Source organism: Cupriavidus necator A5-1, assembly GCF_000744095.1.
GTDB lineage: Bacteria > Pseudomonadota > Gammaproteobacteria > Burkholderiales > Burkholderiaceae > Cupriavidus > Cupriavidus necator_A.
Window position 1 is genome coordinate 2,298,490 of the sequence record NZ_JQLI01000001.1, and the last position, 14,714, is coordinate 2,313,203.

Below are 14,714 nucleotides of genomic sequence, written 5' to 3' on the forward strand. Positions count from 1 at the left end.
AACCACAATCTAGGGATTACCCGCGCGGTGTGGAGCGGCGCACTTGGCTCCGCCGTGCCGTCGCTGCGCCTGCGCCGCGCGGCCGCGCATGCGCCGTTCAAGGGGCGGGGGATCAGCCTCGCGCGATCCCGACGGTGAATTCGCCGTCCAGCATGCCGCCGGGGTCGGCCGGCCGGCTGACGCGAACCAGGTTGGGGCGGCTGCCGGCGATCGGGTCCAGCGTGGTCGCGCGCGACGGCACGCCGTGCGCGCGATAGGCCGGATGGCTGCCCAGCACCTCGCGGTTCAGGGCATCGCTGAAGTACAGCTGGCTGGTCAGCGCTTCCGACTGGCCAAGCAATACCTTGAAGTGGATATGGACGGCGCGCGGTGCGTACCAGCCGGGATAGATCGTGGTGAAAGTGGCCATGCCGTCCTGGCCGGCTGGCTGCACCCCGCGCAGGAAGCGCGCCTCACGGTTGCCGGGGCTCTCGCCGCTGTAGCTGCCGTCGGCATCGCAGTGCCAGATGCTCACCAGCGCACCGGGCACCGGCGCGCAGCCGCGGTTGGCATCGACCACCCGGATGTGCAGCCGCAACGGCTGGCCGGGGCGGCCGTCGCGGATGTCGGCGCGTACCAGGGCGTCGTCCAGGTAGAAGGGGCCTTCGGTGGCGGCGGGCGTCAGCAGGCACGCCGCGGGCGCGGCCATGGCAGGCCCGATGCCGGCGGCGGCGAACACGCCGCCCAGCTCATACAGGAAGCGGCGGCGCGCCGCGTCGGTGTGCGCCGTGCTGTCAGCGCCAGCTGCTGGGCGCGCCTTCATCGTTGGCTCCGTGGTGTTGCGTATGCGCCTTGTGACTTGTGGTGCTGCGGCCAGCCGGCGCTTTGCCGCCTGGCCAGGGGGCGCCGGTATCAGCGGCCCATCGCCTTCAGCATAGAGTAGCCGTGGCTGGTAATGCGCGGCTCCTGTTGGCAGCCGTGCAGGACTTCCAGTTGTACCAGTTGTTTTTCGACCAGTGCGTTGAGGTCGACAGGATCGATCTGGCGGGAATCGCTGGAATCGAGGGAATCAGGGCCATCGCTCAACAATAGCAGCGTGGCAAGCTCATGCGGACTCAGCACGTTCGTCTCCTTGGCTAGAGGGGGGCGTTTGCTGGGGGAGTTGCGCGGCGCCGCAATTCTGCTGCGCCTGCGCGCGAAGCCGGCCGGGGCGACCATGCGGCACATGCCACGCATGCCGTTGCGCACTGCGGCAGAACTTGCTGCGGCGCGGCACGGGTGCCCGACGACTAGCTGGTTTGACGGCAGCAGCGGCGCACGGTTCCTTGCGGCAGCGGCCGTTACATCTGGCGGGTCTCCCGTCGTGGCCGCTATCTGCATTATTAGCCAATCCAGATGACAACGTCATGGCCATGGCTGGGTTGGGGGCTTGTGCCGGGCGGCCAGTTGCTTTTGCACTGCCCGCCATTCGGATCCTTAACTTCCATGCGCGCGGGCCGGGTGCCAGAATGCGGGCGCTGGTGCCTGGCGTGCATCAGCGTCACCCTGTGGAACCCCGACCATGAACGCGGCGCGTCTTTCGACCTGTCTTGCCTTTGTCATGACCATGCTGATTTCCCTCGGCGCAGCCGCCGGCGTGCCGTTCGATGCCCAGTTGCGCGAAGCCGCGGCGCGCGGCGATGCCGCAGCCGTTGTGACCCTGCTCGACAAGGGCGCCAGCCTGGAGGCGCGCGACGCACAGAGCCGCACGCCCTTGTTGCTCGCCACGCATGGCAACCACGTTGCGGCGGCAAAGGCGCTGATCGGCGCCGGCGCCGACGTCAATGCCAAGGATGCGATGCAGGACAGTCCCTACCTTTACGCCGGCGCGCGCGGCTTCAACGAGATCCTGCGGCTGACGCTGGCGCACGGCGCCGACCTGCGCAGCACCAACCGCTACGGCGGCACCGCGCTGATCCCGGCCGCAGAGCGTGGCCATGCCGAGACCGTGCGCACGCTGATCGCGGCCGGCGTGGATGTGGATCACGTCAACCGGCTCATGTGGACGGCGTTGCTCGAAGCCATCATCCTTGGCAACGGCGGACCCGCACATACCGAGATCGTGCGCCTGCTGGTCCAGGCCCGCGCCGACGTCAACCTTGCCGATGGCGAGGGCGTGACGCCGCTGCAGCATGCGCGTCAGCGCGGTTATGCGGAAATTGAGCGGATCCTCACCGCTGCGGGCGCACGCTGAACTGTCACAGGCCGATGGCGATGCCGTCGCTGCGTGGATCGTGCGCGCCGGTAATGGTGCCGTCGGCATCGATGCGGATCGCGCCCGGGTGCCCGGCCAGCGGGCTCTGCGCGGCGATCGGGCTGATCTCGTGCCCGCCCGCGGCCAGCGCCTGCATCACCGCCTCGCCGGCATCGGCTTCCAGCTTCAGGCTGTCGCGCGAATCGGAGAAGGTGCGACCCAGCAGGAAGCGCGGGCGCGACAGCGCGGTGAGCGGGTCCATGCCGTAGTCGATCAGCCGTGTCAGCACCGCGGCCAGCGTCTGCGGCTGCCCGTCCGCGCCCTGCGTGCCATAGAGCAGGCGAGGGCGGTCGTGCTCCAGATACATGCCCGGATTGAGCGTATGAAACGGCCGCTTGCCCGGCCGCAGCACGTTGTGGTGCTGCGCGTCGGTGCTGAAGGCGGCGCCGCGGTTGTGCCAGAGGATGCCGGTGTCGCCCGCGAGCACGCCGCTGCCCCAGTCGAAGTAGATGGTCTGCAGCACGCTGGCGCAACGCCCGGCGCGGTCGACCGCCGCCAGGTAGACCGTGTCGCCGGTGCGGAAGGGGTACGGCCACGGCATGGCGTGGCCGGGGCGGATTCGCGCGGCCAGCGCGTCGAGCCGCGCCGGAGACAGCATGGCATCGACCGGCACTTCGCTAAACTCGGGATCGGCCACGTGGTGGTCGCGTTCGGCAAAGGCCAGCTTTATCGCTTCGACCAGCAGGTGGTAGTAGTCGGCGCTGCCTTCGGGGATGCCGGCCACATTGAAACGGTCGAGGATGCCCAGGATCTGGAGCGTCGTGATGCCCTGCGTAGGCGGGCGCAGGCTGACCAGTTCGCCACCCCGGTAGGGCACCCGCAGCGCCGTTTCATCGCGCGCCCGCGTGGCGGCCAGGTCGGCCTCAGTCAGCGGCGAGCCGGCGGCGCGCAAGCCGGCGGCGATCCGTGCGGCCAGCTCACCCTCATAGAACTCGCGCGCCCCGTGCTCCGCAATGCGTTGCAGGCTGCGCGCCAGCGCGGGCTGGCGGAAACGCTCGCCGACTTCCGGGATGCGCCCGTGCGGCATGAAGGCGCGCGCAAAGCCCGGCCAGTCCTGCAGCTCGGCGGCGCGGAAGGTCTGCCAGAAGTGCTGCGACGGCGTCACCGCGAAGCCGTCTTCGGCGTATGTAATCGCGCGCCGGAATAGCGCGCTCCAGTCCTGTGTGCCTGCCCATGCATCGCGGCTGATTGCATAGGCGCGGTCCCAGGTATCGACGGTGGCTGCGGTGGTGAGCGCCGCGGCCGCGCCACGCAGCGGGATCGCCCCATCGAACGCAGGCGGGTTTGCCACTGCCTGGCCGATGCCCGACAGCGTGCGCACCGCGCCCGCGCCGTCGCCGATGATCCAGAACGCATCGCCGCCCAGTCCGGTGAAGTGCGGATAGGTGACGGCCAGCGTCGCGCCGATGGCGATGGCCGCCTCGATCGCATTGCCGCCCGCCCGCAGCACTTCCAGCCCGGCCTGGCTGGCCAGCGCGTGCGGGCTGGTGACCATGCCTGCGGAAGAGCGGGCCAGGTGGCCCTTCACTGGTATGCCGATGGCGCTCATGCGGTGGCCTCGGCAGAAGCGATGGGCGTTGCCGCGGCATCGCCGCCAGTATCGCCACCCAGGTAGGCCTGCACCAGCGCCGGATCGCGCGCCAGCTCTTCGGCCGTACCGCTGGCCACCACGCGGCCTTCTTCCAGCACATAGGCGCGGTCGGCCAGCGCCAGCGCGAGCGCGGCCATCTGGTCGACCAGCAAGATGGTGAGCGAGGCCTCGCGCAGCTGGTCGAGCGAGGCGAAGAGCTCGTCGATGACCTTGGGTGCCAGGCCCAGCGAGGGCTCGTCCAGCAGCAGCACGCGCGGGCGCGACATCAGGCCGCGGGCGACAGCCAGCATCTGTTGCTCGCCGCCGGAGAGCAGGCCGGCGCGCTGGTGCTGCCGCTCGCGCAGGCGTGGGAAGCGCGCGAACATCGACTCGATCCTCTGCTGCATCTCGCCGCGGCCGATGCGCCCGGACGGGAACGCGCCCAGCTTCAGGTTGTCGAGCACCGACAGCTCGGGGAAGACCTGGCGGCCTTCGGGCACCAGCACCACGCCCATGGCGGCGATGCGCGCCGCGTCCAGCCGCGCCAGGTCGGTGCCGTCGAAGGCGATGCCGCCCTGCACCGGGCGATGCAAGCCGGACAGTGTGCGCATCAGCGTGGACTTGCCGGCGCCGTTGGCGCCCAGCAGCGCCACCATTTCGCCTTCGCGCACCTGCAGCGCCACGTCATGCAGCACCGGTGCGGCCCCGTAGCCGGCGCGCAGCGCGCTGACGCCCAGCACTTCGGGCGCGGCAATGCCGTCGCGGCGCTCGCGGGCCGGCCCGGCCACGGCAGCGTCGCCGAGGTAAGCGCGGCGCACGGCCGGATCGGCACGGATCTCGGCGGGCGCGCCGATCGCCAGGCGCTGGCCGGCATCGATCACGACGATATGGTCGGACACGTCCATCACCAACGACATGTCGTGCTCCACCAGCCCGACCGCGATGCCGCTGTCGGCGATGCGCCGCAGCAGCCGGCCCAGGCTGGACTTGTCTTCGCGCGACAGGCCGGCGGCCGGTTCGTCCAGCAGCAAGACCGCGGGGCGCGTGGCCAGCGCGCGGGCGATCTCGACCAGGCGGCGGTCCACGTGCGCCAGGTCGGCCGCACTGGCGTCCGGGTCGCCACGATAGCCGCACGCACTCAACAGTGCGCGCGCCTGCTGGCGGATGGCCGGCTCGGTAAAGCGCGCCGTGCCGAACAGCATGCCGAGCCGCCCGCCGCCCAGCGCGATGGCGACGTTGTCGGCCGCACTCATGCCGCCGAACAGCTGCGAGGTCTGGTAGGTGCGCGCAATGCCCTGGCGCGCGCTGTGGCAGGCGCCGCGCGCGTGCAGTTCGGCCGTGCCCAGCTTGCGGCCGCCGGCGCGCGGCCGGTAGTAACCCGACAGCATGTTCAGCACCGTGGACTTGCCCGCGCCGTTGGGGCCGATCAGGCTGGTGACGGCGCCGGCACGGATCTCGAACGACAGGTTGTCGACCGCGCGCACGCCGCCGAACACCATCGACAAGCCCTCGGCCAGCAACCCGTGCCGCGTACCGTCGGCGCGCTGCGGCAGCCGCACAGCCGCGGTGTCAGCAGCGGCCATGGCATGTCCGGAATGCAGGCGCCGCAGCACGCGTGTCACCACGCCGACGATGCCCTGCGGCGCCACCCACAGCACGACCAGCAGCAGCATGCCGAAGAACAGCAGGCGCAGGTTCTCCAGGCTGGACAGCAGCTCGGGTAGCAATCCGACCACCACCGCGCCGACCACCGGGCCGGCAATGCTGCCCGCGCCGCCGATCATCACCACCAGCACGAACAGGATCGACTGCAGGAACGAAAACATACCTGGCGTGACCATACCCTGCAGCGGCGCGAACAGGCCGCCGGCCAGCCCCGCCAGCGCGGCGGAGAAGGCGAAGGCAACAGTCTTTACCACCAGCGGTTCGATGCCGACCGAGGCAGCCGCGGTCTCGCTGTCGCGCACCGCGCGCATGGCCGCGCCCCAGTTGCCGCGCGCGATGCGCGCATAGGCCGCCAGCGCCACGCCCAGCACCGCCAGCGCGATCAGCGCCAGTGCGCGCTCGCCACCGTCCACGCCCGGCAGCGACGGCTGGGCAATGCCCATCAGGCCGTTCTGCCCACCGGTGAGCGCACGCCATTCCACCGCACCGTGCTCGACGATAAAGCCGAAGGCGATGGTCACCATCGCCAGACCCGGCCCCTTGACGCGCAGGGCCGGCAGCGCGAGCAGCGCACCGGTGGCCGCGGCGATCACGGCGCCGGCCAGCCAGGCCGGCCAGAAGCCCCAGCCGGCCTGGCCGGTCAGGATCGCCACGCTGTAGGAGCCGATCGCATAGAAGCCCACATGGCCGAACGACACCTGCCCGGTCAGCCCGAGCAGCAGGTTCAGGCCCACGCCGCAGATGGCCAGCATGGCGACCCCGGCGATGACGAAGACAAAGTAGCCGTTGAGCAGCAGCGCCGCCGCGCCGGTGGCGCCCAGCGCCAGCACCAGAGCACCGATCTGCAGCGGCGTGCCGAGACCGAGCAGCGGCGAGGCCGGCAGGCGGACAGTCGCCGGCGCCGGTGAAGAGGAGAGCATCGAATCGTTCATACCTTGCGTACCTCCGCGCGTCCGAACAGGCCGGCCGGGCGCAGCGCCAGCAGCGCGATGATCAGCGCGAACGTGATGATCTGGGTGTAGCTGGAGCCGAGCGAGGCGGTAATCATCGCTTCGGCCACGCCGAAGATCAGGCCTGCCACCATCACGCCCCAGGCGCTGGACAGCCCGCCCAGGATGGCGACGGCAAAGGCCTTGAGGCCGAAGACCGTGCCCATGTCGGCCTGCACGTTGAACAGCGGCGCGATCAGCACGCCGGCCACGCCCGCCAGCAGCGTCGATAGCGCGAACGCCGCGGCCACGGTGCGGCGGATCGGGATGCCCATCAGCCGCGCCGCGTCGCGGTTCTGCACCACCGCCAGCATCGCCAGGCCCCAGCGCGAGCGGCGCAGCACGCAGTGCAGCACGCCCGCCAGCGCCAGCCCGACCACCGGGATCAGCAGCTGTAGCGGATAGACGCCGAGCCCGTCGGCAAGCTGCAGCGACGACACCGCCAGCGGCGACGGCAGGCTGCGCGGCTCGGTACCGAAGGTCTGCGTCACCACGTTATCCAGCACGATGCCCAGCGCTACGGTTGCCATCAGCCAGGCGTCCGAGCCGCGGCTGGCGAACGGGCGCACGGCCAGGAACTCCACCGCCAGGCCGTACAGCGCGCAAAGTGCCAGCGCCAGCACGATCGCCAGGGGCATCGGCCAGCCCAGCGTCTGCGCGAAGGTATAGGTGAGCACCGCGCCCAGCATCATCGAGCTACCTTGCGCGAAGTTGACGGTGGCGCTGACCACGTAGGTCAGGTGGAAGCCCAGCGCCATCAGCCCGTACATGCTGCCCAGGCCAAAACCGCTGATGAGGGCGGAGATCCATAACATGATGCGTCCTTGATGAGGCGGCGGGGTTGGCCGAGAGTGCGTAGCCAGCCGTCCGGCTTACTTCGATGCGACCTGCTTGCTTTCCACCGGCACGATGCGGTTGTCGATGAACTGCGCCCAGACGTAGTCGTTCTCGGACAGCGCGTCGTGCATCTGCGGCGTGAAGGGCTTGATGTAGGTCTTGATCAGGCCTTCATAGCGGTCGATCTTGTAGAAGCCCTCGCGCACCGCCTCGCCCTTGGTCGAGCCTGCCTTGGCGATGGCCAGCGCGGCGAGCTGGGTGGCGTCATAGGCGTTGGCCACGCCAACCGCCGGGGTGATGTCGTCCGGGCCCTTGATGTCGCTGTACTTCGCCTTCAGCGCACTGACCACGCGCGTGCTGACCGGCGTCTGCGCGCCGAAGAAGCTGTAGGTCTGCACGAAATGCACGTTGCGCGCGTTGGGCCCGGCCAGCTCGGTGAAGCGCCCGCCCGCGGGACCCCAGTGCGAAACCACTGGCACCTTCCAGCCCATGCGGTCCAGCGACTTGACCACCTGCGCCGACGGGCCGACGTTGCCCACCATCAGCAGCACGTCGGCGCCGGCGGCCTTCAGGCGGCCGAGCTGCGGCACCACGTCGACGTCATTGGCCTCGAACTTCTCGATGCCGGCGGGCTTCATGCCCTTGGCCGCCAGCGCGGCGACGATACCTTTCTCGTTGGACTCGCCCCACGGGTTGTTCACCAGGATCAGCCCGGCCTTGCTGGCCCCGAAGGTCTTCTGCGCGTACTGCAGCATGGCCTTGTCGACCACTTCATCGACTGCCGAGACGCGGAACGCATAGTTCGGATTGGCGCCGTTGCGCGTGATCGGCGTGCCGGCCGCCCACGGGCCCATGAACGGGACCTTCTCCTGGTTGGCGATCGGCACGATCGCCATCGACACCGGCGTGTCCAGCCCGCCGAACAGCACCGCCACCTTCTCCTTGTAGATCAACTCGCGCGCGGCCAGCACGCCCTTGGCGGGGTTCCCTTCATCGTCGCGGCGCACCAGTTCCAGCTTGCGCCCGCCCAGCAGCCCGCCCTTCGCATTGATCTCGTCGATGGCGATGGCCATGCCGCGCGTCAGCGATTCGCCGGCGCGGGCCGACTGGCCCGACAGTGCCGTGATCAGGCCAATCTTGATGGTGTCGGCGGCCAGCGCCGGCAGCGCGGGCAGGGCGCAGGCGGCAGCGGCCGCAAGCATCAGCGCGCGGCGGCGCGGTTGGAAGCGGGGGCGGGACATGGCAGTTCTCCGGAAAGGTGCAGGCAATGAAGGAAGCGTCGGGGAATGACGGGCTCGGCCATGCGCTCGCAAGAGCTGTGCCATCCGTTGACGAATCCACATTTCGATACACACCGATTGGCACGCAAGAATGCGGACGATATGGCCTGCTTTTTGCGAACGATTATGCAATCACATTGCATACGACCAAAGCGGGTGCGCGCTGCACGAGGGCAGTGCGCAATGGGCCAAAGCGGTGCACGATTGCGCCCCCAGTGGGCGCCGCGATGAACCTCATACAGAGAAAGGCAGGTCGATGACCAATAATCCGAGCCCGCTCCCCTGGGCAATCCCCGCTCTTGCAGGCGTCAGCGCACCGTCCACGCCCTTCGGGCCACTGCGTACCCACGGGCGCTTTCCATATCGCCCGATCACCGACGCGGACGACTACAGCTGGCCCAACGGCGCGCGGCTGGCGGTCTACCTGGGCTTCAATATCGAGCACTTCGCCTTTGGCGAGGGCCTGGGCGCCAGCCTCGGTCCGGTCTCGCCGCAGCCTGACGTGCTCAACTACAGCTGGCGCGAGTACGGCAACCGCGTCGGCGTGTGGCGCTGCCTGGAACTGTTCGACCAACTGGAGATGCCGGCCGGCGTCCTGCTCAATACCGCGCTGTACGACCATTGCCCGGAGGTGCTCGATGCCTGCCTGGCGCGCGGCGACGAACTGATCGGCCACGGCCATACCAACGCGAAGCGCCAGAGCGACCTGGACGAGGCGGGCGAGCGCGCGCTGCTGCGCCATTGCCGCGAGCGTATCGCCGCGCATGCCGGACAGGCGCCTTCGGGCTGGCTGTCGCCGTGGATTTCGGAAAGCGCGCTGACGCCCGACCTGCTGGCCGAAACCGGCTACCGCTACACGCTGAACTGGTGCCATGACGACCGCCCGGTGCGCATGGATACCCGCGGCGGCCCGCTGTGGGCGATTCCGTACCCGCAGGAGCTCAACGATATCCCCATGATCGTGGCCAGGCAGATGGACGGCAGCACCTTTGCCGACATGATCATCGATCACTTCGACGAGATGCTGGCGCAAGCGAACCACCCTCAGCACCCGCAGCCGCTGGTGATGGGCATTGCGCTGCATCCCTACCTGGTAGGCCAGCCCTACCGGCTGCGGCACCTGCGCCGGGCGCTGGCGCATATCGCCACGCTTCGCGCGCGCGGGCAAGTCTGGATGACCACGCCCGGCGCCATCTGCGACTTCATGGAGCGGCAGCAACTACTGATAACGCCCGCCTCGCCCGCGGTGGCCGCCGCAAGCTAACATCATGACCATCCATTCCCTGACCGAAGTCATGTCCGTCAACGCCGCCAAATCCGCTGCCCGCAAGACCCCGGGGGCACCCAGCAAGCGCAAGGCCGCCGCGCCGGCAGAGACTGCCGCCGACGTTCCTGCCGACGCCGACAGCCGCATCTACCAGGCCATCTTCGACGGCGTGCTCAACCATCGCCTGACGCCCGGCACCAAGCTGCCCGAGCCGGAGCTGTGCCAGCTGTTCGGCGTCGGCCGCGCGGTGGTGCGGCGCGTGCTGGAGAAGCTCGCCCACGACGGCATCGTTGCGCTGCGACCCAACAAGGGCGCGGTCATCGCCGAGCCCACGCCCGAGGAAACCAGCCAGATCTTCGAAGCCCGGCGCGCGCTCGAGCGCGTGCTGGTGGAACTGGCCGTGGCGCGCGTGACCGCAACTGACCTGCGCGAACTACGCCGCCAGCTTGACGAGGAGCACGCTGCCATGCACCGCTTCGACCAGCCCTCGTGGGCGCGGCTGGCCAGCGGCTTTCACCTGCGCATCGCCGCGCTGGCGCGCAACCCGGTGCTGCAGCGCTACCTGACCGAGCTGGTGTCGCGCTGCTCGCTGATCGTCGGCCTGTACGAACCCCCAGGCCATGCGCCGTGCGAGCACGATGAGCACGTCGCCATCGTCGCCTGCATCGAGGCGCGTGACGCCGCCGGCGCGGTGGCGCGCATGGAAGCGCATCTGCGCGAACTGGAAGAGCGCATCGAGACCTCACGCATGCAGGGCGAGAAGAGCCTGGCGCAGATGCTGGGACTGTGACCGGACGAAGGAAGCGCTCAGGGCAATATGGAAATCGATTTCGACGCCATTACCGAATACCAGCGCTACAAGCTGATGGCCAGCCTGATCGTGCCGCGGCCGATCGCGCTGGTGACCACGCTGGGCGCGGACGGCACCGCCAACGCCGCGCCGTTCTCGATGTTCAACATGCTGGGCGAAGAGCCGCCCATCGTGATGATCAGCATCAACCGCCTGGGCGACGGCGGGCTCAAGGATACGGCCGCCAATATCGTGCGCACCGGCGAGTTCGTGGTCCATCTCAGCGACGAAGCCATGGCGGAGAAAATGCACCGCTGCGGAGAGCGGCTGCCGCCGGATGTCAGCGAGCTGGCGCACGTAGGGCTGACTACCGCGCCCAGCACGCAGGTGGCGCCGCCGCGCATCGCCGAGGCGCCAGTCGCTTTCGAATGCAGGCTGTGGGAGACGCTGGAAACCGCCAGCCGCCAGATCTTTATCGGCCGCGTGCTGCGTCTGCATGCGCGCGACGGCCTGATTGACACCGAACGCTGGCGCGTGCGGCTGCAGCAGTACTTCCCGGTCGGGCGCTTTGGCGCCAGCTTCTACGTCACCACGCGCGACCGCTTCTCGCTGGAGCAGGAGGCGGGCACGCTCACTGCCTCGACCGCGATCGACGAGATGTGACCCGATAAGACCGAAAAGGCTGGTCGCGCATCGAAGGCAGCTTCACCGTCCCCTACGCGCTCGACGCGGTATGGGCCTTCATGGCCGACCTGCCGGCCGTGGCGGGCTGCCTGCCGGGCGCGGTGCTCACTGAGGTGGCGGGGGAGAAGGGGGGGACGGTAAGGGGCCATATCGCCATCAAGTTCGGCCCCAATTCCAAGGCCGCGGGCGACATCGCCTACCAGCTGAAGGCGCTATCCGCGCACGAGACCGAAGTCGCGGTCGACCTGCAGTATTCGCTGCAAGGGCCGCTGGCGCAGTTCTCGCGGTCGGGGCTGGTGCGCGATTTCGTGCGGCGCATGATTGCCGATTTCGGCAAGTCGGTGGCGCGCCGGATGGGACCCGACGCTGAGCGATGCCGAACGCAACCAGGCGGTACGCCTCAATCCCGTGGCGATGTTCTTCGGCGTGCTGTGGGAGCGGGTCAAACGGTGGTTCGGCGCCCGCTGAACACGCCCGCCGGGCTGTCGCACCCTTGCCCGCGTCAGCCCGGATGCACTACAACCAGTAGTGCGGTGGCAGTGGTCTTGCCGCCATTGGAGATCGCATGTGCGACATCGGCCGCATAGCGCGCCGTCTCGCCGTGCCGCAGTTTCTTCTCGTCGGCGCCGGCGCGCACCGTCATCGACCCGCTCAGCACCGACAGGTGTTCCTGCGTGCCGGCCTCATGCGGCTCGGAGGCCAGCACGCCGCCGGCCTGGATGGTCAGCTCATACCACTCGAAGCGCCCGGCCAGGTCGATCGGGCCGAGGATGCGCAGGTCGCAGCGGGTATCGGGGCTTTTCAGCGAGGGCGTGGCGTGGGGCTGGACTACGGTGATGCCGCCGCCGGGCCGCTCGGGCGCACCGCCCGCGAGGAAATCGGTCAGGCTCACGCCAAGCGCATTGGCCAGGCGCCAGAGCACGGCCACCGTCGGGTTGGCGAGGTTGCGTTCGATCTGCGACAGCATCGACTTGGACACGCCGGCGCGGCGCGACAGCTCGTCGAGCGACAGGCGCTGCTGCTGCCGCAGTGCCTGCAGCGCCATGCCGACGGCCGGAGGGCCATCGGCCTGCGGGTTTTGGACCAGGGCTTGCGTCATGATTGGATGTTCGCTATATTGCGCAAAATGTTCGATATACAGAACGTGTTCGATTTATCGATCGAATCCTAGCATATCGCCTGCACACCAACGGGAGCCGCCATGTCGAATGCCGAGGCATTCTATGCATCCATCCGCACCGAACTCGACGCCATCCGCGAGGCGGGCCTGTTCAAGCAGGAGCGCGTGATCGCCACGCCGCAGGGCGCCCGGGTGCGCACTGCCGACGGCCGCGAGGTCATCAACCTGTGCGCCAACAACTACCTGGGCCTGTCGTCCCACCCGCAGGTGATCGAGGCCGCCCACGAGGCGCTGCGCACGCATGGCTACGGGCTGAGCTCGGTGCGTTTTATCTGCGGCACGCAGGACCTGCACAAAACGCTGGAGCGGCGGCTGTCGGCCTTTCTCGGCACCGAGGACACCATCCTCTACGGCTCGGCCTTCGATGCCAACGGCGGTTTGTTCGAGACGCTGCTGGGCGCGGACGACGCGGTCATCAGCGACGCCCTCAACCATGCCTCGATCATCGACGGCATCCGCCTGAGCAAGGCGCGCCGCTACCGCTACCAGCACAACGACCTGGACGACCTGCGCGTGCAGCTGGCGCAGGCACAGGCGGACGGCGCACGCTTCACGCTGGTCTTTACCGACGGCGCGTTCTCGATGGACGGCACCATTGCGCGCCTGGACGAGATGCGCGCGATCTGCGATGAATACGGCGCGCTGCTCGGCATCGACGAATGCCATGCGACGGGCTTCCTCGGCGCGCGCGGACGCGGCACGCATGAGCTGCGTGGCGTGTTCGGCAAGATCGACATCATCACCGGCACGTTGGGCAAGGCGCTCGGCGGCGCCTCCGGCGGCTTCACCAGCGCGCGCACGGAAGTGGTGGCGCTGCTGCGACAGCGCTCGCGGCCCTACCTGTTTTCCAATACGGTGGCGCCGGCCATCGTGGGCGCATCGATCGCGGTGCTCGATATCCTCGAAGGCAGCACCGAGCTGCGCGACCGGCTCGAGCGCAACACCACGTTCTTCCGCGCCGGGCTCGACAAGCTGGGTTTCGACGTCAAGGCGGGCGACCATCCCATCATCCCGATCATGGTCTACGACGCCGACAAGGCTCAGCAGCTCGCGCAACGTTTGCTGGAACTCGGTGTGTACGTGGTGGGCTTCTTCTATCCGGTGGTGCCCAAGGGCCAGGCCCGCATCCGCGTGCAGATGAGCGCGCTGCATGACGAAGCCGCGCTGCAAACCGCGCTCGACGCCTTCGGCCAGGCCGGCCGCGAACTGGGGCTGATTCGATGAGCGAGGGCAAACCGAAGATCCTGATCGTCGGCGCAAACGGGCAGATCGGATCGGAACTGGCACTGGCGCTGGCCGAGCGTTACGGGCGCACCAACGTGATCACCTCCGACGTGGTGCCCACCGGCCGCCACGTGCACCTGACCCACGAGATGATCAACGCCACCGACCGCGGCGAGCTGGCCACCGTGGTCGAGCGCCATGGCATCACGCAGGTCTACCTGCTCGCCGCGGCCTTGTCCGCCACCGGCGAGAAGGCCCCGCAGTGGGCGTGGAACCTCAACATGACCAGCCTGCTCAACGTGCTTGAGCTGGCACGCCAGACCGGCCTGGAACGCGTGTTCTGGCCGAGCTCGATCGCCGCCTTCGGCCCGACCACGCCGCGCGACGCCACGCCGCAGAAGACCGTGATGGAGCCCACCACCGTCTACGGCATCTCCAAGCAGGCGGGCGAGGGCTGGTGCCGCTGGTACCACGCCAACCACGGCGTGGACGTGCGCAGCGTGCGCTATCCCGGCCTGATCTCGCACAAGACCCCGCCAGGCGGCGGTACCACCGACTATGCCGTCGATATCTTCCATGCAGCGGTGAAGGGCGAGCCTTACACCTGCTTCCTGGAGGAAGACGAGGCGCTGCCGATGATGTATATGCCCGACGCCATCCGCGCCACCATCGAGCTGATGGAAGCGCCGGCGGACAAGCTGAGCGAGCGCGGCAGCTATAACATCGCCGGCATGAGCTTCACCCCGGCGCAGATCGCCGCGGCCATCCGCGAGCAGGTGCCGGGGTTCGCGATCCGCTATGAACCGGACTATCGCCAGGCAATCGCGCAGGGGTGGCCGGATTCGATCGACGATTCGGTTGCGCGCGCGGACTGGGGGTGGCAGGCGGAGTATGGGTTGAAGGAGATGGTGGCGGATATGCTGGCCAACCTGAAGGCCTCGCTGCGCGCCTGAGCC

13 protein-coding genes and 1 pseudogene are annotated in these 14,714 nt (G+C 68.9%); 7 read left to right on the forward strand and 7 right to left on the reverse strand.

Annotated features, from left to right (window positions below; all coding sequences use genetic code 11):
* Positions 1-112 precede the first annotated feature (112 nt).
* Together K307_RS10080 and K307_RS10085 are read right to left on the reverse strand one after the other, a co-directional pair.
* A complete protein-coding gene (locus K307_RS10080; protein WP_042877916.1) occupies positions 113-802 on the reverse strand; it encodes an intradiol ring-cleavage dioxygenase in 690 nt (229 codons plus the stop codon).
* A gap of 89 nt (positions 803-891) precedes the next feature.
* Complete coding sequence (locus K307_RS10085; protein WP_042877917.1) at positions 892-1,101, reverse strand: hypothetical protein; 210 nt, start codon at positions 1,099-1,101, stop codon at positions 892-894.
* Between the two features lie 439 nt (positions 1,102-1,540).
* Between K307_RS10085 and K307_RS10090 the strand changes: the two genes are divergently transcribed.
* On the forward strand, positions 1,541-2,212 hold the full coding sequence (locus tag K307_RS10090) for an ankyrin repeat domain-containing protein (protein ID WP_042877919.1): 672 nt from the start codon (positions 1,541-1,543) through the stop codon (positions 2,210-2,212).
* 4 nt (positions 2,213-2,216) lie between these two features.
* On the opposite strand, the gene K307_RS10095 is transcribed toward K307_RS10090, so the two are convergent.
* From K307_RS10095 to K307_RS10110, 4 genes are read right to left on the reverse strand one after another with little or no spacing between them, the layout of a single operon-like run.
* Positions 2,217-3,821, reverse strand: a complete 1,605-nt coding sequence (locus K307_RS10095; protein ID WP_042877921.1) for a gamma-glutamyltransferase family protein — start codon at positions 3,819-3,821, stop codon at positions 2,217-2,219.
* Complete coding sequence (locus K307_RS10100; protein ID WP_080744976.1) at positions 3,818-6,439, reverse strand: ATP-binding cassette domain-containing protein; 2,622 nt, start codon at positions 6,437-6,439, stop codon at positions 3,818-3,820. The genes K307_RS10095 and K307_RS10100 overlap by 4 nt, the downstream gene beginning before the upstream one ends.
* Positions 6,436-7,311, reverse strand: a complete 876-nt coding sequence (locus tag K307_RS10105; RefSeq protein ID WP_042877923.1) for a branched-chain amino acid ABC transporter permease — start codon at positions 7,309-7,311, stop codon at positions 6,436-6,438. The genes K307_RS10100 and K307_RS10105 overlap by 4 nt, the downstream gene beginning before the upstream one ends.
* A gap of 57 nt (positions 7,312-7,368) precedes the next feature.
* The gene (locus tag K307_RS10110) at positions 7,369-8,574 is read right to left on the reverse strand and encodes an ABC transporter substrate-binding protein (protein WP_051974800.1); all 1,206 of its coding nucleotides are present in this window, start codon (positions 8,572-8,574) and stop codon (positions 7,369-7,371) included.
* Positions 8,575-8,869: 295 nt separating this feature from the next.
* Between K307_RS10110 and K307_RS10115 the strand changes: the two genes are divergently transcribed.
* The 4 genes and pseudogenes from K307_RS10115 to K307_RS51020 all read left to right on the forward strand — a co-directional run.
* Positions 8,870-9,877, forward strand: coding sequence for a polysaccharide deacetylase family protein (locus tag K307_RS10115; RefSeq protein WP_051974801.1), 1,008 nt, complete (start codon positions 8,870-8,872; stop codon positions 9,875-9,877).
* Positions 9,878-9,881: 4 nt separating this feature from the next.
* A complete protein-coding gene (locus K307_RS10120; RefSeq protein ID WP_042877925.1) occupies positions 9,882-10,670 on the forward strand; it encodes a GntR family transcriptional regulator in 789 nt (262 codons plus the stop codon).
* Between the two features lie 27 nt (positions 10,671-10,697).
* Positions 10,698-11,333 carry a flavin reductase family protein gene (locus K307_RS10125; RefSeq protein ID WP_042877927.1) on the forward strand — a complete coding sequence of 212 codons (636 nt, stop codon included), beginning with the start codon at positions 10,698-10,700 and terminating at the stop codon, positions 11,331-11,333.
* 23 nt (positions 11,334-11,356) lie between these two features.
* A pseudogene (locus K307_RS51020) lies at positions 11,357-11,822 on the forward strand (carbon monoxide dehydrogenase); the annotation flags it as partial.
* Between the two features lie 34 nt (positions 11,823-11,856).
* Here K307_RS51020 and K307_RS10135 read toward each other — a convergent pair.
* On the reverse strand, positions 11,857-12,453 hold the full coding sequence (locus K307_RS10135) for a helix-turn-helix domain-containing protein (RefSeq protein ID WP_042877929.1): 597 nt from the start codon (positions 12,451-12,453) through the stop codon (positions 11,857-11,859).
* 102 nt (positions 12,454-12,555) lie between these two features.
* Here K307_RS10135 and kbl point away from each other — a divergent pair, with 102 nt between their 5' ends.
* Positions 12,556-13,758, forward strand: a complete 1,203-nt coding sequence (gene kbl, locus K307_RS10140) for a glycine C-acetyltransferase (protein WP_042877931.1) — start codon at positions 12,556-12,558, stop codon at positions 13,756-13,758.
* Complete coding sequence (locus tag K307_RS10145; protein WP_042877933.1) at positions 13,755-14,711, forward strand: L-threonine 3-dehydrogenase; 957 nt, start codon at positions 13,755-13,757, stop codon at positions 14,709-14,711. Before kbl ends, K307_RS10145 begins: the two co-directional genes overlap by 4 nt.
* The last annotated feature ends 3 nt before the right edge of the window (positions 14,712-14,714 follow it).

Excerpts from the sequence above, each read along its gene's own strand:
- K307_RS10080 (WP_042877916.1), bottom strand. The coding sequence starts at position 802 with ATGAAGGCGCGCCCAGCAGCTGGCGCTGACAGCACGGCGCACACCGAC.
- K307_RS10090 (WP_042877919.1), top strand. The coding sequence starts at position 1,541 with ATGAACGCGGCGCGTCTTTCGACCTGTCTTGCCTTTGTCATGACCATG.
- K307_RS10095 (WP_042877921.1), bottom strand. The coding sequence starts at position 3,821 with ATGAGCGCCATCGGCATACCAGTGAAGGGCCACCTGGCCCGCTCTTCC.
- K307_RS10100 (WP_080744976.1), bottom strand. The coding sequence starts at position 6,439 with ATGAACGATTCGATGCTCTCCTCTTCACCGGCGCCGGCGACTGTCCGC.
- K307_RS10105 (WP_042877923.1), bottom strand. The coding sequence starts at position 7,311 with ATGTTATGGATCTCCGCCCTCATCAGCGGTTTTGGCCTGGGCAGCATG.
- K307_RS10110 (WP_051974800.1), bottom strand. The coding sequence starts at position 8,574 with ATGTCCCGCCCCCGCTTCCAACCGCGCCGCCGCGCGCTGATGCTTGCG.
- K307_RS10115 (WP_051974801.1), top strand. The coding sequence starts at position 8,870 with ATGACCAATAATCCGAGCCCGCTCCCCTGGGCAATCCCCGCTCTTGCA.
- K307_RS10120 (WP_042877925.1), top strand. The coding sequence starts at position 9,882 with ATGACCATCCATTCCCTGACCGAAGTCATGTCCGTCAACGCCGCCAAA.
- K307_RS10125 (WP_042877927.1), top strand. The coding sequence starts at position 10,698 with ATGGAAATCGATTTCGACGCCATTACCGAATACCAGCGCTACAAGCTG.
- K307_RS10135 (WP_042877929.1), bottom strand. The coding sequence starts at position 12,453 with ATGACGCAAGCCCTGGTCCAAAACCCGCAGGCCGATGGCCCTCCGGCC.
- kbl (WP_042877931.1), top strand. The coding sequence starts at position 12,556 with ATGTCGAATGCCGAGGCATTCTATGCATCCATCCGCACCGAACTCGAC.
- K307_RS10145 (WP_042877933.1), top strand. The coding sequence starts at position 13,755 with ATGAGCGAGGGCAAACCGAAGATCCTGATCGTCGGCGCAAACGGGCAG.